A 21,948-nucleotide genomic window follows, 5' to 3' on the forward strand; every position below is an offset into this window, starting at 1 on the left:
ACCCGGGGGGGTTCATTTGGTTGCGACCCATTATGATTGTCGTTGGGCGCCATCGATACCATATTGGCAGCAATGGCAATTCAGATTCGTACCTCGCTCGAGGAAATCGACACCAGCGGCGACTATGTCCCGCACCGGCCCGCGCGTCCCGAGAAGGTAGAGGGGGGCAAACGATTCGAACTGGTTAGCGAATATGAGCCTGCCGGCGACCAGCCGACGGCGATTCGCGAACTGGTGACCACTGCGCTCGACGGCGAACGCGATCAGGTGCTGCTGGGGGTTACAGGATCGGGCAAGACCTTCACCATGGCCAAGGTCATCGACGAGTTGCAGCGCCCCGCGCTGATCCTCGCCCCGAACAAGATCCTCGCGGCGCAGCTCTATGGCGAGTTCAAGAGCTTCTTCCCGAACAACGCCGTCGAATATTTCGTCAGCTATTACGACTATTACCAGCCCGAGGCCTATGTGCCGCGGTCCGACACCTATATCGAGAAGGAAAGCTCGGTAAACGAGGCGATCGACCGCATGCGCCACTCGGCGACGCGCGCGCTGCTCGAGCGCGACGACGTGATCATCGTCGCGTCGGTGTCGTGCCTCTATGGCATCGGGTCGGTCGAAACCTATTCGGCGATGATCTTTGACCTCAAAAAAGGGCAGGTCGCCGACAATCGCGAGATCATCCGCAAGCTCGTCGCGCTGCAGTACAAGCGCAACGACCAGGCGTTCGCGCGCGGCAATTTCCGCGTGCGCGGCGACAGCCTCGAAATCTTCCCGTCGCACTATGAGGATATGGCGTGGCGGATCAGCTTCTTCGGTGACGAGATTGAGGAGATTACCGAGTTCGACCCGCTGACGGGAAAAAAGATCGCCAATCTTAACCACGTCCGCATCTATGCGAATTCACACTATGTGACCCCGGGCCCGACGCTCAAGCAAGCCAGCGAGGCGATCCGCCACGAACTTGCCGAACGGTTGAAAGAGCTGGAGACCGAAGGCCGGCTGCTCGAGGCACAGCGGCTCGAACAGCGCACCCATTTCGACCTCGAGATGATCGCCGCGACCGGGAGCTGCGCGGGGATCGAAAATTACAGCCGCTTCCTCACCGGCCGCCTGCCCGGCGAGCCGCCGCCGACCCTCTTCGAATATCTTCCCGACAATGCCCTGCTCTTCGTCGACGAAAGCCATCAGACGATCCCGCAGATCGGCGCGATGTCGAAGGGCGATCACCGCCGCAAGATCACCCTTGCCGAATATGGCTTCCGCCTGCCCTCCTGCATCGACAACCGGCCGCTGCGCTTCTCCGAATGGGATTTGATGCGGCCGCAGACGGTCAGCGTCTCGGCGACCCCGGGAACGTGGGAGATGGAGCGCACGCAAGGCGTCTTCGCCGAACAGATCATCCGCCCCACCGGCCTCATTGACCCGCCGGTCGAGATCAAGCCGGTCGAGGAGCAGGTCGACGATCTGATCGTCGAGGCGAAAAAGACCGCCGCGGCGGGGTATCGCACCCTCGTCACCACGCTGACCAAGCGGATGGCCGAGGATCTGACCGAATTCCTCCACGAAGCGGGGCTGAAGGTCCGTTATATGCACAGCGACGTCGAGACGCTGGAACGCATCGAGATTATCCGCGACCTGCGGCTGGGCGTGTTCGACGTGCTGATCGGGATCAACCTGCTGCGCGAAGGGCTCGACATCCCCGAATGCGGACTGGTCGCGATCCTCGACGCCGACAAGGAAGGCTTTTTGCGCAGCGAAACCTCGCTGGTGCAGACGATCGGCCGCGCCGCGCGCAACGTCGACGGCCGCGTCATTCTCTACGCCGATCGCATCACCGGCAGCATGGAACGTGCGATGCGCGAAACCGACCGCCGCCGCGAAAAGCAGAACAGCTACAACGAAGAGCATGGCATCACGCCGACGACGATCAAACGTAACATCGGTGACATCATCGCGCATGTCGCGTCGAAGGATGGCGTCACGATCGAGATCGGCGACGACAAGCCCGCGCACATGGTCGGCCACAATCTGCGCGCCTACATCCAGGAACTCGAAAAGAAGATGCGCGACGCCGCGGCGGATCTGGAGTTCGAGGAAGCCGGCCGCCTGCGCGACGAAATCCGCAAGCTGGAGGCCGATGAGTTGGGCCTGCCGGCGGACGAACAGGTCGCGCCGCGTGTCGGCCGCTCGAACGAGGGCAAGCCGGGGACGCGCAAGGGGCGCTTCGGAAAGCAGAGCAAGACCAAGTGGGGGCGGTAGCCCCTTCGACGAAACTCCGGTTGTAACCGACAAGTAACCTTGTCGCCCCTTCGCCCGCTGCCTAGGGTCGCCCCCGAAAACCGGGGAGAAATATCAATGAAAACGGGTCTGTCGCTTATTGCTCTGGCGCTTGCCGCTGCCGCGCCCTCTATCCTTTATGCACAGGACGCGCCTTCCGCCGACAAGGCGAAGGCGGAGAAGTCTGCCGACTATGAGCCGCAGGTTCGCACCACCAAACTCAGCGGCACTTTTGGCGGACAGCGGATCAACTATGCCGCGACGATCGGTGAGACGATCATCAAGAACAAGGATGGCGTGCCCGAAGTCGCCGTGGTCACCACCTCCTATGTCAAGGAACCGCGCGATCCGAACCGGCCGATTACCTTCCTGTTCAACGGCGGCCCGGGTTCGGGCACCGTATGGCTGATGATGGGGGCGTTCGGGCCGAAGCGCGTGGCGATCCCCGGCGATGCCCGCGACGATGGCGCGCCTCCCTATCCGATCGTCGACAATCCCGACGCGTTGATGGACGTCACCGACGTGGTCTTCATCGACCCGCCGGGCACCGGCTTTTCGCACCTGATCGGCAAGGCGAACCCCGAGGATTATTACGGCGTGACGCAGGACGCCAAGCTGGTGGCCGAGGTGATCCGCCGCTGGCTGAATGATAATGGCCGCTGGAACAGCCCCAAATATCTGGGCGGCGAAAGCTATGGCACGACGCGTTCGGCCGCCGTCGCCAACCAGTTGATGAACGAGACATACAATGATGTCGCCCTCAACGGCATCATCCTGATTTCGACCGTGCTGGATTTCGCCGCGGGCGCCGACACGCCGGGCAACGAGCTGTCACCGATCACCAACCTGCCTTCGATGGCGGTGACCGCGCTCTATCATGGCAAGGCGACCGGCGCTTCGCCCGCCGCCTTTGCCGAGGAAGCGCGGCAATGGGCGATCGGCCCCTATGCCACCGCGCTGCTCAAGGGGCAGAAGTTGCAGGGCGAAGAACGCGCCGCGATCCGCCGCGACCTCGCGCGCTTCACCGGCCTGTCCGAGACCTATCTGGAGAGCGCCGACCTGCGCGTCACCCCCAGCCGTTTCTACAAGGAATTGCTGCGCGATCGCGGGCTGACCGTCGGGCGGCTCGACAGCCGCTATACCGGCAAGGATTATGACAGCGCGGGCGAGAGCCCCGACAATGACCCGAGCTTCTATGGCATCGACGCAGGCTATACCGCCGCGATCAACAGCTGGAGCCGCGACGGGCTGGGCTTCAAGACCGACCGCGAATATCAGTCGATCGGCCGGATCGGCGGACAATGGGACTGGCGGCTCGGCGGACGCGACACCAACGCCTATCTCAACGTCGCCCCCTATATCGGGCAGGCGCTGCGCGAGAACTCAGGTCTGAAGGTGCTTGTCGCACAGGGCTATTATGATTTCGCGACGCCCTTTTTTGCAGCCGAATATGCGCTGTCGCGTACCGGAATCCCGCAGGATCGCATCAGCTATACCTATTATGACGCGGGCCATATGATGTATATTCGCGACGAGGATCGCCACAAATTGTCGGCCGACATCCGCGCCTTCATCCGGGCGCGATAGCAAGGATCAGGGGCGCCGCGATGGCGCCCCTTTTCGTTTCAGCGCAGCACGCCCGCCGCGGCCTGCCGCCGCGAATAGAAGATCAGTGCGAGCAGGACCACCCAGACGACGACACTGGTATAGAGTGGGACGTCGCCGAGCAGCTGCTTCAGCCTGTCGGCATTCAGCACCAGCTGATAAAAGGTCACACCCGCAAGTCCGACCGCCGAAACGAGGAAAGCGGTCAGCGCGCGCCGCGACCGCAGAAGCAGCAGCAGTGACCCGGCAAGCGAGCCGAACCCGCCAAGGGCCCAACAGAGATTTGCCCAGGCAGGCGTGCCGAGAAAGAAGGCGCGCTGCGCATCATTATATTGCGACAGCCAGAAGTCATTCTGCATGTTCGTCAGCGTGAAATCGACTGCCGGAAACAGATTCCACAGCAGCGAAAGCCCGCCGACCACCCACAGATGCCACGGCGTTTTCCTGATTTCGATCATAACCACCTCCCCCTCCAGAAAGATCGGCCGAATCTATCATCCTTTGCCTCCGCCATCAATGCAGTGTATTATTGCCACAATACAGCAAGGATGCGACCGAAATGGTCGATGCGTGACAGGCGGCTTGGCAAGGCGCCCGCAAAGCGCGATAGGCGCGCGATGTGCGTCGTCGCCCTTGCCTGGCATGTCCATCCCGACTGGCCGCTGATCCTGATCGGCAACCGCGACGAATTTCACGGGCGCGCCAGCGCGCCGCTGGCGGCCTGGGACGATGCCAGCGGCATTGTCGCCGGACGCGATCTGCAAGCGGGCGGAACCTGGCTCGGCGTCCATCCGGAGAGCGGGCGTGCCGTGGTCGTGACCAATGTGCGCGGCGCCCCGCCCGACCCCGCCAAGGAATCGCGCGGCGCGCTGGTCGTCGACATGCTGCGCGGCGACGGCCGCTTCGCCCATCCATCCGCGGCCGACCTCGACCGTTTCAATGCCTTCAACCTGTTCGCGGTGGGGGGCGAAGAGGTGCGGTTGCTCACCAACCGGCCCGGGCCGCAGATCGCGGCACTCGCTCCCGGCGTCCATGCTCTTGCCAACGAACCCGTCGACAGCCCCTGCCCCCGCGCCGACCGGTTGCGCGTGGCACTGGAGGCGGCGATCGCGTTGCGGGCCGCCCCCGAAACGCTGCTGGATCTGCTCACCGCCGAGGACAGTCCGGCGCTGTTTCTGCGCGGCGACGTCTATGGCACGCGCTGTTCGACCCTGCTCGCGATTGCCGCCGACGGAACCGCACAAATGATCGAGCGCCGATATGAAGCGGGCGGCCGTCCCGGTGGAACGACCGCCCTCAAATTTTCGATCGGCTGATTGGCCGACAGGCGCTTATTTCGGCGCGATGACCATCAGCATCTGACGGCCTTCGGTGCGCGGATGCGCCTCGACCTTCGCGATTTCCGACGTCAGCTCGGCAACGCGCTGAAGCACATTGAGGCCAAGCTGGGTGTGGCTCATTTCGCGGCCGCGGAAACGCATGGTCATCTTGACCTTGTCGCCTTCGCCAAGGAAATCGAAGACCTTCTTCATCTTGGTGTCGAAATCATGATCGTCGATATTCGGACGCATCTTGATCTCTTTGATTTCCTGCGTCTTCTGGCTCTTGCGCGCCAAATTCGCCTTTTTCTGAGCTTCGTATTTGAACTTGCCCACGTCGAGGAATTTGCACACCGGCGGATCAGCGTTCGGGGAGACTTCAACCAGGTCGAGGCCCACTTCGGCCGCCTGTTCGATTGCTTCGGCAGTCAGCATTACGCCCAGATTTTCACCTTCCTCGTCGATCACGCGGACTTTCGGGGAGGCGATAAATTCATTGTATCGCGGGCCATTCTTGGGCGGTGTAGGTCCAAGCGGGCGACGGGTCATGGGCGGGCGTATAGCTGTATCTCCTGAATGTTAACGACAGGCGCGCGGGATTCGCGCATTCGCGCGCGCAATGCCCATATAGTGCGCGCAGGCGCGCCGTAAAGGCCGCCTGTCGTTTATTGGCATCGCTTTTCGTCCGACTGTGGCGCCTATGCCACGCCCGGAGCCCCGGCTACCATTTGGTCGGGGCAGAATCGACGACCCGGAACCCCCCGGCACCGATCTCGCTGACCTCCAGCGCGCGAATCGCGATACCGCGATCGTTGAAGCGGAAGATGCCATCGATCCCGCCGAAACCATCGGCGGCAAGCAGCCGGTTCGCCGGGAAACTGGTTCCGGGTTTCCAGTCGCGCGCGATGCGGACCGTCAGCAGCACCGAGTCATAACCAAGGCTGGCGAGGCGATAGGGCGCCTTGCCGAAGCGGGTGCGATATTTGCTCGCAAGCTGGCCATACAGCCCGTCGGACACGCTTGCGAACCACGATCCCCGCATAACCGGATTGCTGCCGAGCGACGCGTCGGTGTTCCAGAGTTCGGTGCCCAATATCTGCCGCTGTCCGCCGCTTTTGATCACCGGCACCGCGCGGATCGCATTGCCACCCGAATCGGCAACCAGCACCGCGTCGATCGCGCCGGCATTGGCGATCCGCCGCGCCGCGCCGGTCAGCGCGGTCGCGCTGCGGTCATAGCTTTCGACCGCGACCAGCGTGCCGCCGGCATTGGCAACCGCGGTGCGGAAAGCGGCCGCCGAACGGTCGCCATAGACATTTTTGGGGACGAGCGCGCCGAAGCGCACATGTCCCTTGCCGCGCGAATAGGCGACGACGCGCTCGACCGACTGGCCGGGGACAAAGCCCATGATGAAGACGCCATTGCCCGCGACGCTGCTGTCGTTCGAAAAACTGATCACGGGGACCTTCGCGGCGCGCGCGACCGGCGCAACCGCGGCAACATCTTCGCTGAGGAGCGGACCAAGGATCAGCTTGTTTCCGTCGGCGACCGCCTGCCGCGCAGCAGCGGCGGCGCCGAGTGCGGTGTCATAGGTGGTGATGCGAACGCGTTCGGTACGCGAGTCGAGCAGTGCCAGTGTCGTCGCATTGGCGATCGCGGTGCCGACGTCGGCATTGGCGCCCGTCTGCGGGACGAGCAGCGCGACGCGGTGCCGATCGGTGTCGGTGGGCAGGCCCGGCCCGACGCCATCATCGGGGCGTTCGGGCGGCGCCACCGTGGTGGGGCCGCCGCTTTTGGGCACGACCTGACACGCCGAGAGCAGCCCGGCTATCGCCACAACGCCGAGTCCGCGCAGCATTTGCCGGCGCGGCGACGCATAGTCTTGGCGCTGGGCGGCAGTTTCTGCCATTTTCGGCGTCATGCCAGATTCGAACATTTCAAATTCTCCCTTGCCCGGCCTCTATATCGTGGCGACGCCCATCGGCAACCTCGGCGACATCAGTGCACGTGCCGCCGCGACGCTGGCCCAGGCCGATGTGATTGCGGCCGAAGACACGCGCGTGACAGCCAAGCTGTTGTCGCATCTGGGTTTGCGTGTGCCGATGACCCCCTATCATGATCATAGCGACGAACGCACGCGCGCCGCTCTGGTTGCGCGGATGGCCGACGAAATTGTCATTCTCGTGTCAGACGCGGGAACCCCGCTGATCTCCGACCCCGGGTACAAGCTGGTACGCGACGCGCGCGCTGCGGGGCGCCATGTCACCACCCTGCCCGGGCCGTGTGCCGCGATCGCCGCGATCACCCTCTCCGGCCTGCCGAGCGACCGTTTCCTGTTCGCGGGCTTCCTGCCCTCGAAGGCAAAGGCGCGCGCCGACACGCTCGCCGAATTCGCAGGGCTGCGCGCGACGCTGGTTTTCTATGAAAGCGGTCCGCGCCTGTCAGCGTCGCTGACCGCACTCGCCGAAGGGCTCGGCAACCGCGAAGCGGCGGTGGCGCGCGAGATCAGCAAGATGTTCGAACAATGCGTCACCGGCACCTTGCGCGAACTCGCCGAACGCTATGCCGACGCGCCGCCAAAGGGCGAGATCGTCGTCATTGTCGGCCCGCCGGTCGAGGCGGCGGCCGAGGAAGCCGACGATGCGACGCTCGACGCGGCGCTGCGCGAGGCAATGGCCGACAAACCCGTCGCGCAGGCGGCGAAGGCAGTCGCCAAACGCTTCGGGCTCGACCGGCACGAAGTTTACGCGCGTGCGCTAGCCCTCAAGGACAAGGTTTGAAGCGCGCCGAGGCCGAAGCGCGCGGGCGCCGCGCCGAGCGCCGCGCCGCGTGGTGGTTGCGGCTCCACGGATGGCGCATTTTGGGCGAGCGGCTGCGCGTCGCCGCGGGCGAAGTCGATCTGGTCGCAAGGCGCGGCCGCATCGTCGCCTTCATCGAGGTGAAGTGGCGCGAACGGCCCGAAGACCTCGACCTTGCGGTCGATCATTGGCGGCTGCGCCGCGTCGCGGCGGCTGCCGAAATGCTCAAGCCGCGCTTCGCCCGGCCGCATGATGACATACGGATCGACGTGATGCTGCTTGCGCCGGGACGCCTGCCGCGCCATCTGGTCCACGTCTGGCAGCCATAGTCGAACATCTTGCCTCAAGATTGAACGTCCGGTTGCCCCCAAAGGAGATACGCATGACCCTGCGCGCCGCCGTGCAAATGGACCCGATGGATAGCCTCAACATCGGGGGCGACAGCAGCTTTGCCCTGATGCTCAGCGCGCAGGAGCGCGGCTATGAGATCTATCATTATGATGTGCGCGGGCTGACGTGGGAGGCCGGCCGGCTGACGACGAAGGCGCACCGCGTCCTCGACGTAAAGCGCGAGGCAGGCGATCATTACAGGTTCGGCGAAGCGGTGACGCTCGACCTTGGCCGCGATGTCGATGTCGTGCTGATGCGGCAGGACCCGCCCTTCGACCTTGGCTATCTGACCGGCACCTGGTTGCTCGAACGGATCGCGGGCGCGACTCTGGTGGTCAACGACCCTGTCTCGGTCCGCAACGCCCCTGAAAAAGTCTTCGTGCTCGACTTCCCCGAATTTATGCCGCCGACGATGGTCACGCGCGACCTCGACGCGGTGAAGGATTTTCAGGCCCGCTATGGCGCCGTCGTGATCAAGCCGCTCCACGGCAATGGCGGCAAGGCAGTGTTCCGTATCGACGCCGACGGCGCCAACCTCGGCGCGCTGGTCGAAATGTTCGGACAGGTCTGGCCCGAACCCTTCATGGTCCAGCAATTCCTGCCCAGCGTTGCCCATGGCGACAAGCGCATCGTGCTGGTCGATGGCGAGGTCGCAGGCGCGATCAACCGCAAGCCCGGCGAAGGCGAGTTCCGGTCGAACCTCGCGGTCGGCGGCTATGCCGAAGCCGCCGAACTGACCCCGCGCGAGCAGGAAATCTGCGACGTTCTGGGGCCGCAGCTTCGGGAGCGCGGACTGATTTTCGTCGGCATCGACGTGATCGGCGGCGAATGGCTGACCGAAATCAACGTCACCTCCCCCACCGGTATCGTCGCGATCGACCGCTTCAACAACAGCGATACCGCGGGCATGATCTGGGACGCCATCGCGCGTCGCCTCCGCTGAACAGGATAATTCCCCCGACATGACCGAATTCATTCTCAATCTGATCCACAGCTGGGGCTATCTCGGCATCGCGGTCCTGATGTTCCTCGAAAATGTGTTCCCGCCGATCCCGTCAGAGGTGATCATGAGCGTCAGCGGGGTCATGGTCGCGCAGGGGCGTTTCGATTTCTGGACGCTGGTCGCGGTCGCGGTCGCAGGAACGACGCTTGGCAACTGGGTGTGGTACTGGATCGGCCGCTGGTTCGGCTATGCACGGCTGAAGCCGCTGATCGACCGCTATGGCCGCTGGCTGACGCTCGACTGGGACGAGGTCGAGAAATTGCACGACTGGTTCCTGAAATATGGATCGGGGATCGTCTTCGTCTTCCGCTTCGTGCCCATTGCGCGAACGATGGTGTCGCTGCCCGCCGGGATGGTTCGCATGTCGCAGGTCAAATTCCTGATCTGGACCGCCGCCGGATCGACGATCTGGATCAGTGCGATCGCGGGCGCCGGCAACTGGTTCGGGAAGCAGTTTGCCGAGGTCGATCGCTTCATCGGACCGGTGGTGGTGCTCGCGATCGGTTCGATCGTTCTGCTCTATATCTACCGCGTCATCACGTGGAAGCCCAAGGTACAGAGCGACAGCTAACCCGCGCGCGGGTGGGCGTTGCGATAAATGTCGAGCAGATGCGCGGCGTCGACGGCAGTATAGACCTGCGTCGATGCCAGGCTCGCATGACCAAGAAGCTCCTGTAAACTCCGCAAATCGGCCCCGCCCGCGAGCAGATGTGTCGCGAAACTGTGGCGCAGCGCATGCGGTGTCGTGCGTTCGGGGAGCCCCATCGCACGCCGCGCCGACCGCACATTGGCGCGAACCACACCCGGCGCCAGCGGACCACCCCGCGCGCCGAGGAACAGCATATCTTCCTTGCCGATCGGCCAGGGGCAGGCCGCAACATAGCGCGATACCGCGTCCGCCACCGCAGGCAGGATCGGGACGATCCGCGTCTTGTCGCGCTTGCCCGTAACGCGCAGCGTCTCACCCAGCGGCAGCGCCGCGCCGGTCAGCGACAGCGCCTCGCCGATCCGCAGCCCCGCGCCATAGAGCAGCAGCAACAGCGCAAAGTCGCGCGCACCGGTCCAGCCCTGACGGGCGTTATCCTCGACATCCTGCGCGAGCGTCAGAGCCTCAACGGGAGACACCGGACGCGGCAGCCCTTTTTTGACGCGCGGACCGCGCAGTTGCGGCACGCTGCCCCCCGATCCGCCGACGAAGCGCAGGAAACCACGGAGCGCGCTCAATTCGCGCGCGGCCGAGCTATTGCCCAGCCCCTCGGCGCGGCGGGTCGCCAGATAGGCGCGCAGGTCATTGGGAGTGAGCTTGCCCAGCATCGCGCTGTTGACTTCGCCGCCGCGATGTTCGGACAGAAAGGCGCTGAACCGCCCGGCCGTCGCGATATAGGCGCGGCGCGTATGCTCCGACCGGCGCTTTTCATGCGCCAGATGGGCGTCCCAGTCGCGGATGATGTCAGCGGCCAACCTACTTCCCCTCATTCCGTTCGTGTCGAGCGAAGTCGAGACACCCATCGGTTCAGCGCTGGTCTGAGGGGCATCTCGACTTCGCTCGATGCGAACGGGTTTGTGGAGATCAAGCTAGTGGGTTTTGACCACCTCGGAAAGGATCGAGTCGAGCAGAAGGATGCCGTCGTCAGTGACCATCAGCCGATCTTCAACCTGACGCATCAGCCCTTGCCCCACCAGCCGCGCCACCGCATCGCCATCGACGAACGCACTGCGCGCCAGCCCGCTGCGCATCTCGATCCGCGCAAGATCGACGCCTTCGGTCAGCCGCAGCCCCATCAGCATCGCCTCGGTCGCGCGCTCGTTCGCGGGCAGGTCGGTTTCGACCTTCAGGCCATGGCCGTTGCGCTCTACCGCCGCGATGAAATTCTCGGGCTTTTTGTGGCGTTCGGTCGCCTGCCCGAGCCGCCGCCCATGCGCGCCGGGACCAACCCCGGCATAATCAGCGTAGCGCCAGTAAGCGAGATTGTGCCGGCTCTCGTGCCCGACGCGCGCATGGTTCGACACTTCGTAACGCGGCAGGCCCCCAGCGCGCGTCATCGCGTCGGTCAGCTCGAACAGGTCGGCGGCATCGTCGCCGTCGGGGATGGTAAGGTCGCCCTTTGCCGCCAATGTCGCAAAGCGCGTGCCGGGTTCGATAGTGAGCTGATAGAGCGACAGGTGGTCGGTGCCGAAGGCCAGCGCGTGCGCAAGTTCGCCTTCCCACGCGGCGAGCGACTGGCCCGGGCGCGCATAGATGAGGTCGAAGCTCACCCGCGCAAAATGATCCTGCGCGGTCGCGATGGCGCGCCGCGCCTCGTCGCCGCCGTGCGCCCGCCCCAGAAACGCGAGAACTTGCGCGTCGAAGCTCTGAACCCCGATCGACACGCGATTGACCCCCGCGGCCGCGAGGTCGGCGAAATTGGCGACCTCGACCGAATTGGGGTTCGCTTCCAGCGTGATTTCGACATCATCGGTCAGGCCCCATTCGGCCTCGGCCGCCGCGATCACCGCCGCGACGGTCGCGGGCGGCATCAGGCTGGGGGTGCCGCCGCCGAAAAAGATCGACCCGACGCGGCGATCGGGCAGCAGTGCCGCCTCGTGCCGCAGATCGGTAAGCAGTGCTTCGCGCCACACCGCCTGATCGACGCTCTCGCGGACATGGCTGTTAAAGTCGCAATAGGGGCATTTCGACACGCAGAACGGCCAATGGACATAAAGGGCGAGCGGTTCGGCCATGTGCGGCCCCCTACTCCCTTTCGCCAGTCCGGTGAAAGCCGAAATCCCACTCACTCGTCATGCTGAACTTGTTTCAGCAGCCATGGCCCAACGTCGTGACCTGCGATCATGGCCCCCGGATCAAGTCCGGGGTGACGAAATTATAATGGTCAGAACACCCCCGCCACCAGCTTCGCGAATGCATCGGCGCGGTGGCTGATTGCATGTTTCTCTTCGGGTGCGATTTCGGCATAAGTCAGCGTGTTGCCAGCCGGAACGAACACCGGATCATAACCGAAGCCAAGCAGCCCGCGCGGCGGCCAGGTCAGGCTGCCCTCTGCGCGGCCCTCGAATACTTCGGCATGGCCATCGGGCCATGCGAGCGCGAGGGTGCAGACGAAACAGGCGCTGCGGTCGACGTCCGCCCCCCGTTCGGCGAGCAGACCCTCGACCTTACCCATCGCCATATACCAGTCGCGGCCGGGCGCACCCTCGAACGGCTGACGCTCGGCCCAGTCGGCGGTGTAGACGCCGGGACGCCCGCCAAGCGCGGCGACTTCCAGTCCGCTGTCGTCGGCCAGCGCGGGAAGGCCCGAAGCCGACGCGCTCGCATGCGCTTTCAGCAGCGCATTTTCGACGAAGGTCGTGCCGGTCTCCTCGGGCTCGGGAAGCCCGAGGTCGCCCGCCGACACCGGCTCGATCCCGTAGGGCGCGAGCAGCGCACGAATTTCGCGCACCTTACCGGCATTATGGCTGGCAATGACGAGCTTTCCGGGGGTGAGTTTGCGGTGGGCCATGAACTGGTGTCTCCATCTTCCGTCATGCCGGGGTTGACCCGGCACCCGCCTTTTCCTTCAGGAAGGCAGGCCCCGGATCAAGTCCGGGGTGACGAAAAGGTATCCGGGTGACGAAGGGTGATTACCGCCCCGTCGCCTTGTCCTGCGCCGCGAAGATTTCGGTGCAACCGATGCGCGCAAGACGGAGCAGACGCAGCAAGCCTTCCTCATCATAGGTCGCGCCCTCGGCGCTCGCCTGCACTTCGACGATCTGGCCCTTGCCGGTCAGCACGAAATTGCCGTCGGCTTCGGCGACCGAATCCTCGTCATAATCGAGGTCGAGAACCGGGGTGCCTTTGTAGATGCCGCACGAAATGGCGCCGACCTTGTCGACGATCGGGTCTTCGGCGATCGTTTTCGCTTCGAGCAGTTTGTCGACCGCGAGGCGCAGCGCGACCCATGCGCCCGAAATCGACGCAGTGCGGGTGCCGCCATCGGCCTGGATCACGTCGCAATCGATGATGATCTGACGCTCACCGAGCTTCTTCATATCGACGACAGCGCGCAAGCTCCGCCCGATAAGCCGCTGGATTTCCTGCGTCCGGCCCGACTGCTTGCCCTTCGCCGCTTCGCGGCTGCCGCGCGTGTGCGTCGCGCGGGGCAGCATGCCATATTCGGCCGTCACCCAGCCCGCGCCCTTGCCGCGCAGGAAGGGCGGCACCTTCTCGTCGACGCTGGCGGTCACCAGCACCTTCGTATTGCCGAAGCTGACGAGGACGCTGCCCTCGGCATGGATGGTGAAAGCGGGTTCGATCGCGATGGAGCGCATCTGGTCGGGCGCACGGCCGGAGGGACGCATGGAGTTTCCTTTCAATGGATGATTGGCGCCGCGCATAGGCGCACCGCGTCAATCGCTCAACCGCATACGAAAAAATTCGAGGATTTCGTCGCGCGCAGCGGCGGTCGGCTGGCCCGCTTCATCGATCAAATGGATGGTGACGACGCTGTGCGGGTTCTTCATCGGGCTGTCGGGATTCGCCGCACTGTCGGGCAGCACGCGGCCGATGAAACGATCCCCGAGCGCATCCTCATAGGCCGCAAAGCGCGCCGCCTTGCAATATTTGTCGCCCTCGAAGCGGTACGCGAGGACGGTCAGATCCTCTGCCTCCATCCGCGCCTTGACCGCGGCAAGCTCGTCGGGCGCGATGTGCAGCCCTGCAGGATTGTTGAGCGGCAGCGATGGCTGCGCAAGCACGGGCGCGAGCACCGAGGGTTCGAGCATCATCGACAGCGCGAAATTGCCGGTGAAGCACATGCCGATCGCGCCGACGCCCTTGCCGCCGCACTCCTGATGCGCCTGCGCCGCAAGCGCGCGCAGCCACTGGGTCGCGGGCGAGCTTTCATTCGACTGGAACGCACGGAACTGGCGGCTGATGCAGCCGCCGAGCATGGTGAAGACCGCCCCGGGCATGCGCGGCACCGCACCATCCTTGCCGAAGATATGCGGCATATAGACGGTGAAGCCCGCATCGACGACCCAGCGCGCAAAACGCGCGACATGCGGGCTGATCCCCGGCATTTCGGTCATCACGATGACGGCGGGGCCGCTGCCCATCGTATAGACGCGCTGCTTGCGGCCGAGCAGGATGATGTCGCGATGGTCGAAATCGTCGAGCGGGTCGTCCTGATTTAGCGGTCGAGTTGTCATGGCGTTCTCCCCCGGGCGGGAGGCTAAGCATAAGACCCGCCAATTGCATCCCTTTTTCCTCGTCCCCTTTTTCCTCGTCATCCCCGCGAAGGCGGGGATCCAGCTTTCTACTTCTTCGTGCCTTTGCGCCTTTGCGTGAAATCAGAAAATCTCACGCAAAGGCGCAAAGGCACGAAGAAGGGAACAGAAAAGGGAGCGGGATCCCCGCCTTCGCGGGGATGACGATTGGCGGGCGCTTGCCGCCGCCCCTCTCCATCCCTAAATCCCTTGTATGACCACGCCGCCGATCACCGAACTTACCACGCGCGCCCGCGACGTGTTCCGGATGGTCGTCGACGCCTATCTGGAAACCGGCCAGCCGGTCGGGTCGCGCACGCTGTCGAAACTCAACGCGCTCAACCTGTCGCCCGCGTCGATCCGCAATGTCATGCAGGATCTGGAGGAGTTCGGTCTGCTCGCCAGCCCGCACACCAGCGCGGGGCGGCTGCCGACCGAGCAGGGCCTCCGCCTGTTCGTCGACGGGATGATGCAGGTCGCCGAACCCTCGGCCGAAGATCGCGCGCAGATCGAGGCGAGCCTGTCCGACGCGGGACCGATCGAAAGCGCGCTCGCGCAGGCGACGTCGGCGCTGTCGGGCCTGTCGGCGTGCGCGGGCCTTGTCCTCGTCCCCAAGCACGAGCGCGTGCTCAAACAAATCGCATTCGTGCCACTATCGGCGAACCAGTCGCTCGTCGTGCTGGTCGCGGGCGACGGCGCGGTCGAGAATCGCGTGATCGATATTCCCGTGGGTCTCAACCCCTCGGCGCTGGTCGAGGCGGGCAATTATATCACCGCGATGCTCGCGGGCCTCACGCTGACCGAGGCGATGGCGCGGGTGCGGCGCGAGATCGAGGCCGAGCGGATCGCGATCGACCGCGCGGCGCAGGATCTGGTGTCGCGCGGGCTTGCCATCTGGTCGTCCGACGGCGCCGACCGTCCGGTGCTGATCGTGCGCGGCCAGGCCAATCTGCTCGACGAGAGCGCGGTCGGCGACCTCGACCGCGTCCGGCAATTGCTCGATGAACTCGAAACCAAGCAGGATATTGCGCACCTGCTCGACAGCGCGCGCGAGGGCAGCGCCACCCGCATTTTCATCGGGTCGGAGAATAAGCTCTTCTCGCTGTCGGGATCGTCGGTTATCGCCGCGCCCTATCATGGCAGCGACGGCCGCGTGGTCGGCGTTGTCGGGGTGATCGGCCCGACGCGCTTGAACTATGCGCGGATCGTACCCATGGTAGATTTCACCGCACAATCACTCTCCAGACTGATACGATAGGTTTATGACAAATACAGAGAATGACACGCCGATCGAAGACGGCGCCAACCCCGAAGTTGAAACCAGCGCGCCCGCCGAAGGCGCGGTCGACGAGGTGGCAAAGCTGACCGAACAGCTCGCGACCGCGCAGCAGGACATCCTCTATGCGCGCGCCGAGACGCAAAATGTGCGCCGCCGCGCCGAGAAGGAAGTCGCCGACGCGCACGCCTATGCCGCGACCAAATTCGCGCGCGACATCCTGTCGGTCGCCGACAATCTGGGCCGCGCGCTCGCCTCGCTCAGCGACGAACAGCGCGCCGACGAGGCGATCAAGCCGCTCGTCACCGGGCTCGAAGCCACCGAGCGCGAGTTGATGAGCGTGTTCGAACGCCATGGCATCACGCGCATCGCTGCGATCGGCCTGCCGCTCGATCCCAACCAGCATCAGGCGATGCTCGAAATCCCCAGCGACAAGGACGCCGGCACGATCGTGCAGGAAATGCAGGCCGGCTATATGATGAAGGACCGCCTGCTGCGTCCCGCGATGGTCGCGGTCGCGAAGGCGGGGTAAAGAAAAACCCTCTCCCAATGGGAGAGGGTTGCGCAGCCTTGGCGGCTTTGCCGCTTAGGCGAAGCTGGGTGAGGGGTTCAGCCAGCGCGTGCGAACGCGAGGTTCCATCCCCTCACCCGCAGCAACTAGCGAACAAGCTCGCAAGTTTCGCTGCCCTCTCCCGGCGGGAGAGGGATTAGGCTCAAGCCGCCTTGCGCATCTTCATGAGTTTCTTCAACACCATGTCGCGCTTCAGCCGCGACAGATGGTCAATGAAGAGAATGCCTTCCAGATGGTCATGCTCGTGCTGGATGCACGTCGCCATCAGGCCGGTCATGCGTTCCTGATGAGACTTGCCGTCCTCGTCCTGCCAGTCGACGGTGACTTCGGCGGGGCGCGTTACATCGGCGTACTGCTCGGGGACCGACAGGCAACCCTCCTGATAGACGCTATGCTCTTCGCTCTCATCCGAAAAGACGGGGTTGATGAAGACGCGAGGGGTGCGGATGACCTTCTTGCCCTCTTCATCCTCGGGATCGGCTTCCTGCAGATCGATGACCAGGATGCGCTTCGGCACCCCGACCTGAATCGCGGCGAGCCCGATACCGGGGGCGTCGTACATCGTCTCGAACATGTCGGCGACCAGCGTCTTGAGCTCGGCATCGAACGTCTCGACGGGCTTGGAAATGACGCGGAGCCGGGGATCCGGGGTCTCTATGATTGGAAGTATGGCCATGATGCGCAGGTATGATCGCGGAGGCCCGCCGTCAACCCACCGGTCGCCGTGCCCGCAGGGCCTGTGCCAGCGTCCCCTCGTCGAGATAATCAAGCTCACCCCCAACCGGCAAACCATGCGCCAGTTGCGTCAGCCGGATCGGATAGCCCTCGAGCCGCTCCGCCAGATAATGCGCCGTCGTCTGCCCCTCCAGCGTTGCGTTCATCGCCAGCACCACCTCGTCGATCCCGCCCGCCGCGACGCGCGCGACGAGCGCGTCGATGGCCAGGTCCTGCGGGCGGATGCCCTCCAGCGCCGAGAGCCGCCCGCCCAGCACATGATATTTGCCGGGGAACAGCCGCGACTTGTCGAGCGCCCACAGGTCGGACACCTCCTCGACGACGCACAGCGACCGCGCATCGCGACGCGGATCGGCGCAGATCGCGCACGGATCATGCGTGTCGACATTCCCGCAAATGGTGCAGGTGACGAGCCGTTCGGACACCGTCTGGAGCGCCGCGAGCAGCGGCGCAAAGGCGCTTTCGCGCTTCTTCATCAGATGCAGCACCGCGCGCCGCGCCGAACGCGGGCCGAGCCCGGGAAGCCGGGCGAGTTGCTGGACGAGCGCTTCGATTTCGGTGGAGGCCATGGGGTGGTGGTAGTGGGCGGCGGAGGTACGTGCAATATCCCTTCCCTACCCCCCTCTTCGTCACCCCGGATTTGATCCGGGGTCCATGACGACAGCGCGGTGATGGATGCCGGATCAAGTCCGGCATGACGATGGAATGGAGCGACCGGACGCCACGCTTGCACCGCGCAGCATCCTGAGCCAAAGCCCCTCCCCATGCGTATCGCCTTCATGGGAACGCCGCCCTTTGCGGTGCCGACGCTCGCCGCGCTTCATGCGGCGGGACACGAAATTATGGCTGTCTATACCCAGCCCCCCCGCCCCGCGCAGCGCGGCAAGAAATTGCAGCAGAGCGCAGTGCATGTCTGGGCCGAGGCGCACGGCCTGCCCGTCCGCACGCCGAAGAGCCTGAAGGGCGCCGACGAACAGGCGGAATTCGCGGCGCTCGACCTCGATATCGCGGTGGTCGCGGCCTATGGCCTGATCCTGCCGCCGGCGATCCTCGACGCCCCCAGCGACGGCTGCCTCAACGTCCATGGGTCGATCCTGCCGCGCTGGCGCGGCGCGGCGCCGGTGCAGCGCGCGATCCTTGCGGGCGATGCCGAGACCGGGGTGACGATCATGCAGATGGACGTCGGGCTGGATACCGGCGCGATGCGGCTGATCGGGCGGACGCCGGTTACAGCCAAGACAGCGGGTGAGCTGACCGACGAACTTGCGAATATGGGCGCGGAATTGATGGTGAAGGTGCTGAGCGACATCCACGCCTTTGCTCCCGAGCCACAGCCCGACGACGGCGTCACTTACGCCGCGAAGATCGACAAGAGCGAAGCACGGCTCGATTTCCTGACCAGCGCAGTACAGGTCGAACGGCAAATTCGCGCGTTCAACCCGGTGCCCGGCGCCTTTTTCGAACTGGACGGCGAGCGGTACAAGATTTTGGCGGCCGAAGCTGTGCATCCCGCCGAGACCGTCGCGGGGGCGACGCCGGGCGTCACGCTCGACGATGCGCTGACCATCGCGTGCAACCCGGGCGCGATCCGCGCGACACGGGTGCAGCGTGCGGGCAAGCCCGCGATGGATGCCGGCGAATTGCTGCGCGGGCGCGCGATCACCATGGGAACGCGACTGGCCTGACAAAACACGCAATAGATAGAGACCATCTCTATCTATTGACGACAGACTTCTCCCTTCGTCACCCCGGACTTGATCCGGGGTCCATAGCTGCGCCAAACCGCATGGATGCCGGATCAAGTCCGACATGACGAATTTCTGGAAAGCTTACCCGATGACCCGCTTCGCCCTCACCATCGAATTCGACGGCCGCTCCTATATGGGCTGGCAGCGGCAAGCGCATGGCCCCAGCGTTCAGCAGGCGATCGAGGAAGCGATCCACCGTTTTACTGCCGAAACAGCTTCCGTGTTCAGCGCCGGGCGCACCGACGCCGGGGTCCATGCCATCGCGATGCGCGCGCATGTCGATATCGAAAAGCCGCTGACCCCGTTCAAGCTGACCGAGGCGCTCAACGCCCAGCTTCGCCCCGCGCCGATCGCGGTGGTGGCGTGCGAAATCGTTCCCGATGACTGGCACGCGCGCTTTTCCTGTATCGGACGGTCCTATGAATATCGCATCGTCAACCGCCGAGCGCCGCTGACGTGGGACAAGGGGCTGTCGTGGCAGGTCGCGCGGCCATTGGACGCCGACGCGATGCACGCCGCGGCGCAGCAGCTCATCGGCCTCCACGATTTCACCACCTTCCGCTCGGCGCATTGCCAGTCGCAAAGCCCGGTGAAGACGCTCGATAAACTGACTGTGAGCCGCCACGGCGAAGAAATCATCATCGAGGCTGCTGCGCGCAGCTTCCTGCACCATCAGGTGCGCTCGATGGTCGGCTGTCTCGCACTGGTCGGCTATGGCAAATGGTCGGCGCGCGATCTGAAGGCGGCGCTCGAAGCGGCGGATCGCAACGCGCTGGGTCTGAACGCGCCGCCCGACGGGCTGTATTTCGTGAGCGCGACTTATCCGTAGTCCGTCATTGCGAGGAGCGTAGCGACGCGGCAATCTCCAGCTGGCGCCCGGCAACAACGATGGCTGGAGATTGCTTCGCTCCGCTCGCAATGACGGCGCACAACGAAAAAGGGCGGCCCTTTCGGACCGCCCTTTTTGCTTGTCGCTATGACCGAGGCTCAGAGAGCTTTTTCGGCATAATAGAGCGGCGCATGCTCGTTGAGGATCTGAAGGATCTTCGCCTGCGCGGTCTTTTCGTCGCTTTCTTCCATCGCGCCCAATTCGCGGGCGAGGCGGCTCGAGGCGGCTTCGAAGATCTGACGCTCCGAATAGCTCTGCTCGGGCTGGTCGTCGGCGCGGAACAGGTCGCGGGTCACTTCGGCGATCGACACGAGGTCGCCCGAGTTGATCTTCGCTTCATATTCCTGCGCGCGGCGCGACCACATGGTGCGCTTGACCTTCGGCTTGGTGGTCAGGACCTGAAGCGCTTCCTTCAGCGTCTTGTCCGACGACAATTTGCGCATGCCAACGCCTTCGGCCTTGTTCGTCGGCACGCGAAGCGTCATTTTCTCTTTTTCAAAGCGCAGGACATAAAGTTCCAGCTGCATACCGGCGATTTCGGACTTCTGCAGCTCGATGACGCGCCCCACGCCATGCTTGGGATAAACAACATAATCGCCGACTTCGAACAAAAGCGTGCTAGCGGACATTCAGCTTCCTTTCTGTGCCTTGACCTCGGTTGGAAAGTGCGACAACAACATGGCCTCCCACCCTCTTCCGGAGGGCGATGAACCGTTGTGCGGCGCTAGCCAGTCAACGTGGCAAGGGATATGGCTCCATCGGAAACGCCGAACATGCCCCAGCCCGGAGACGGGAAGAGGCAGAATGTCGGCGTGTTGATATTTATTATATCAGATTCGCAACAAAATTGCCACCCCCGCACGGAAATCCGCGCATCCGCGGCTTGACGCCCCTCTCCGGCCGTTTCACGCTGGCACAAATCAGCAAATGGAGAGGCCGCAATGCAAGATCAAATCTGGTGGATTACAGGGGCTTCGTCGGGGATTGGCGCAGCGCTGGCGCGTGCCCTGGCCGCACGCGGCGCGAAACTGATCCTGTCGGGGCGCAATGTAGCGGCGCTTGAGGCGGTGGCCGCCGATTGCGGTGCCGGAACGATGATATTGCCCTTTGAGGCGACGGACTATGCCGCGATTCCCGCAATCGCCGAGCAAGCTTGGGACTGGTGCGGCCGCATCGACGGGCTGGTCAACAATGCCGGCATCTCGCAGCGTAGCCTCGCGATCGAAACCGATTTTTCCGTCTATGAACGGATCATCGCGGTCGACCTGCTCGCGCCGATCGCGCTGACGCAGGCGCTGCTGCCGCGTATGATTGCAGCAGGCGGCGGGCAGATTATTGCCATCTCCAGCGTAGCGGGGATCGCAGGCGTGCCGCTGCGCAGCGCCTATTCGGCTGCCAAGCACGGGCTGATCGGCTATCATGACGCGGTACGCGCCGAAAATGAGCATCTGGGGCTGAAAGTCCTCGTCGTCGCGCCGGGGTCGGTGCGCACCAACGTCAGCCGCAATGCGCTGAACGCCGACGGCAGCGTGCGGGGGACCAGCGACGCCGCGATCGAAAATGGCCTGTCGCCCGACGATGCGGCGGCGCAGATGCTGGCGGCAGTCGATGCGGGGACGCGCGAACTGGTGGTTGCGGGGGGGATGGAGACGGCGATCGCCGGGCTGCGCCGCAGCAACCCCGACGCGCTGTTCGACCAGATGAATGCGATGGTGAAGGCGGGCTATGCGCAGCAGATGAAGGCGACGTCGGATTCCTGAATGGCGGCCAACCGGCGTCTGGTTAACTACGCACTGGACCCCGGCTTGCGCCGGGGAACAAGATCGGCCGTCAATGACTAAAAGTCGACCTTACTGATTTCGTCACCCTGAACTTGTTTCAGAGTCCACGGCCTGCCGGTGCCTTTGGCGCGGCGCCGGACGAGAGACCTGACCATGGATGCTGAAGCAAGTTCAGCATGACGAAGTTTAAAGGGCAGCTTAACCCCAAAACCGACATACAAACCCCGGATCAAGTCCGGGGTGACGATCGCGATAAACAAAAAGCCCCGCCGGATCGCTCCGACGGGGCTCTTCTTTACCCGCAAAGGCAGCGCG

Annotated in this window: 23 protein-coding genes; 12 read left to right on the top strand and 11 right to left on the bottom strand. The window is 64.2% G+C overall.

Features of this window, described 5'->3' with window-relative positions; all coding sequences use genetic code 11:
• Positions 1 to 72 precede the first annotated feature (72 nt).
• Complete coding sequence (gene uvrB / locus ACSYDV_RS01375) at positions 73 to 2,259, top strand: excinuclease ABC subunit UvrB (protein ID WP_438321945.1); 2,187 nt, start codon at positions 73 to 75, stop codon at positions 2,257 to 2,259.
• Between the two features lie 96 nt (positions 2,260 to 2,355).
• On the top strand, positions 2,356 to 3,864 hold the full coding sequence (locus ACSYDV_RS01380; protein ID WP_438321946.1) for a S10 family peptidase: 1,509 nt from the start codon (positions 2,356 to 2,358) through the stop codon (positions 3,862 to 3,864).
• 38 nt (positions 3,865 to 3,902) lie between these two features.
• Here ACSYDV_RS01380 and ACSYDV_RS01385 read toward each other — a convergent pair whose 3' ends face one another.
• Positions 3,903 to 4,340 (bottom strand): hypothetical protein, encoded by a 438-nt coding sequence (locus ACSYDV_RS01385; RefSeq protein WP_438321947.1) that lies wholly within the window; start codon positions 4,338 to 4,340, stop codon positions 3,903 to 3,905.
• Between the two features lie 108 nt (positions 4,341 to 4,448).
• Here ACSYDV_RS01385 and ACSYDV_RS01390 point away from each other — a divergent pair, with 108 nt between their 5' ends.
• Positions 4,449 to 5,198: an NRDE family protein gene (locus tag ACSYDV_RS01390; protein WP_438321948.1), complete on the top strand. Its 750-nt coding sequence runs from the start codon at positions 4,449 to 4,451 to the stop codon at positions 5,196 to 5,198.
• A gap of 15 nt (positions 5,199 to 5,213) precedes the next feature.
• On the opposite strand, the gene infC is transcribed toward ACSYDV_RS01390, so the two are convergent.
• Both infC and ACSYDV_RS01400 read right to left on the bottom strand, forming a co-directional pair.
• Complete coding sequence (gene infC / locus ACSYDV_RS01395; protein WP_438321949.1) at positions 5,214 to 5,750, bottom strand: translation initiation factor IF-3; 537 nt, start codon at positions 5,748 to 5,750, stop codon at positions 5,214 to 5,216.
• 172 nt (positions 5,751 to 5,922) lie between these two features.
• Entirely contained in the window at positions 5,923 to 7,059 is a 1,137-nt protein-coding gene (locus ACSYDV_RS01400; protein WP_438322820.1) for a penicillin-binding protein activator, read from the bottom strand.
• A gap of 61 nt (positions 7,060 to 7,120) precedes the next feature.
• Between ACSYDV_RS01400 and rsmI the strand changes: the two genes are divergently transcribed.
• Genes rsmI through ACSYDV_RS01420 form a run of 4 tightly spaced genes read left to right on the top strand, consistent with a single transcriptional unit; the run spans position 7,121 to position 9,963 of the window.
• A complete protein-coding gene (gene rsmI, locus ACSYDV_RS01405) occupies positions 7,121 to 7,981 on the top strand; it encodes a 16S rRNA (cytidine(1402)-2'-O)-methyltransferase (protein WP_438321950.1) in 861 nt (286 codons plus the stop codon).
• Positions 7,978 to 8,328: a YraN family protein gene (locus ACSYDV_RS01410; protein ID WP_438321951.1), complete on the top strand. Its 351-nt coding sequence runs from the start codon at positions 7,978 to 7,980 to the stop codon at positions 8,326 to 8,328. Before rsmI ends, ACSYDV_RS01410 begins: the two co-directional genes overlap by 4 nt.
• A 53-nt stretch (positions 8,329 to 8,381) precedes the next feature.
• Entirely contained in the window at positions 8,382 to 9,332 is a 951-nt protein-coding gene (gene gshB, locus ACSYDV_RS01415; RefSeq protein ID WP_438321952.1) for a glutathione synthase, read from the top strand.
• A 19-nt stretch (positions 9,333 to 9,351) separates the two neighbouring features.
• Positions 9,352 to 9,963 (top strand): DedA family protein, encoded by a 612-nt coding sequence (locus tag ACSYDV_RS01420; protein WP_438321953.1) that lies wholly within the window; start codon positions 9,352 to 9,354, stop codon positions 9,961 to 9,963.
• Here ACSYDV_RS01420 and ACSYDV_RS01425 read toward each other — a convergent pair.
• The 5 genes from ACSYDV_RS01425 to ACSYDV_RS01445 form a co-directional block, all read right to left on the bottom strand.
• The gene (locus tag ACSYDV_RS01425) at positions 9,960 to 10,868 is read right to left on the bottom strand and encodes a tyrosine recombinase XerC (RefSeq protein ID WP_438321954.1); all 909 of its coding nucleotides are present in this window, start codon (positions 10,866 to 10,868) and stop codon (positions 9,960 to 9,962) included. The two genes, ACSYDV_RS01420 and ACSYDV_RS01425, sit on opposite strands and share 4 nt — an antisense overlap.
• A 99-nt stretch (positions 10,869 to 10,967) precedes the next feature.
• Positions 10,968 to 12,113 (bottom strand): radical SAM family heme chaperone HemW, encoded by a 1,146-nt coding sequence (hemW, locus tag ACSYDV_RS01430; protein WP_438321955.1) that lies wholly within the window; start codon positions 12,111 to 12,113, stop codon positions 10,968 to 10,970.
• A gap of 149 nt (positions 12,114 to 12,262) precedes the next feature.
• Positions 12,263 to 12,889 (bottom strand): RdgB/HAM1 family non-canonical purine NTP pyrophosphatase, encoded by a 627-nt coding sequence (gene rdgB, locus ACSYDV_RS01435; protein ID WP_438321956.1) that lies wholly within the window; start codon positions 12,887 to 12,889, stop codon positions 12,263 to 12,265.
• Between the two features lie 121 nt (positions 12,890 to 13,010).
• Positions 13,011 to 13,727: a ribonuclease PH gene (gene rph, locus ACSYDV_RS01440; protein ID WP_438321957.1), complete on the bottom strand. Its 717-nt coding sequence runs from the start codon at positions 13,725 to 13,727 to the stop codon at positions 13,011 to 13,013.
• A gap of 48 nt (positions 13,728 to 13,775) precedes the next feature.
• Positions 13,776 to 14,576 (bottom strand): dienelactone hydrolase family protein, encoded by an 801-nt coding sequence (locus ACSYDV_RS01445; RefSeq protein ID WP_438321958.1) that lies wholly within the window; start codon positions 14,574 to 14,576, stop codon positions 13,776 to 13,778.
• A gap of 271 nt (positions 14,577 to 14,847) precedes the next feature.
• On the opposite strand from ACSYDV_RS01445, the gene hrcA reads away from it, so the two are divergent.
• Together hrcA and grpE are read left to right on the top strand one after the other, a co-directional pair.
• Complete coding sequence (gene hrcA, locus ACSYDV_RS01450; protein ID WP_438321959.1) at positions 14,848 to 15,891, top strand: heat-inducible transcriptional repressor HrcA; 1,044 nt, start codon at positions 14,848 to 14,850, stop codon at positions 15,889 to 15,891.
• Positions 15,892 to 15,895: 4 nt separating this feature from the next.
• Entirely contained in the window at positions 15,896 to 16,441 is a 546-nt protein-coding gene (grpE, locus tag ACSYDV_RS01455; protein WP_438321960.1) for a nucleotide exchange factor GrpE, read from the top strand.
• 181 nt (positions 16,442 to 16,622) lie between these two features.
• Here the strand turns inward: grpE and def are convergent, their stop codons facing one another.
• Positions 16,623 to 17,156, bottom strand: coding sequence for a peptide deformylase (gene def / locus ACSYDV_RS01460; RefSeq protein ID WP_438321961.1), 534 nt, complete (start codon positions 17,154 to 17,156; stop codon positions 16,623 to 16,625).
• 31 nt (positions 17,157 to 17,187) lie between these two features.
• Positions 17,188 to 17,784 (bottom strand): recombination mediator RecR, encoded by a 597-nt coding sequence (recR, locus tag ACSYDV_RS01465; protein WP_438321962.1) that lies wholly within the window; start codon positions 17,782 to 17,784, stop codon positions 17,188 to 17,190.
• 195 nt (positions 17,785 to 17,979) lie between these two features.
• On the opposite strand from recR, the gene fmt reads away from it, so the two are divergent.
• Both fmt and truA read left to right on the top strand, forming a co-directional pair.
• Positions 17,980 to 18,900, top strand: a complete 921-nt coding sequence (gene fmt, locus ACSYDV_RS01470; RefSeq protein ID WP_438321963.1) for a methionyl-tRNA formyltransferase — start codon at positions 17,980 to 17,982, stop codon at positions 18,898 to 18,900.
• A 151-nt stretch (positions 18,901 to 19,051) separates the two neighbouring features.
• A complete protein-coding gene (truA, locus tag ACSYDV_RS01475) occupies positions 19,052 to 19,792 on the top strand; it encodes a tRNA pseudouridine(38-40) synthase TruA (RefSeq protein WP_438321964.1) in 741 nt (246 codons plus the stop codon).
• A gap of 158 nt (positions 19,793 to 19,950) precedes the next feature.
• Here the strand turns inward: truA and ACSYDV_RS01480 are convergent, their stop codons facing one another.
• Positions 19,951 to 20,481 carry a CarD family transcriptional regulator gene (locus tag ACSYDV_RS01480; RefSeq protein ID WP_088473059.1) on the bottom strand — a complete coding sequence of 177 codons (531 nt, stop codon included), beginning with the start codon at positions 20,479 to 20,481 and terminating at the stop codon, positions 19,951 to 19,953.
• A gap of 312 nt (positions 20,482 to 20,793) precedes the next feature.
• Here ACSYDV_RS01480 and ACSYDV_RS01485 point away from each other — a divergent pair, with 312 nt between their 5' ends.
• The gene (locus tag ACSYDV_RS01485; protein WP_438321965.1) at positions 20,794 to 21,612 is read left to right on the top strand and encodes an SDR family NAD(P)-dependent oxidoreductase; all 819 of its coding nucleotides are present in this window, start codon (positions 20,794 to 20,796) and stop codon (positions 21,610 to 21,612) included.
• Positions 21,613 to 21,948 lie beyond the last annotated feature (336 nt).

It is taken from the genome of Sphingopyxis selenitireducens, assembly GCF_051550705.1.
In the GTDB taxonomy this organism is placed as follows: Bacteria; Pseudomonadota; Alphaproteobacteria; order Sphingomonadales; family Sphingomonadaceae; genus Sphingopyxis.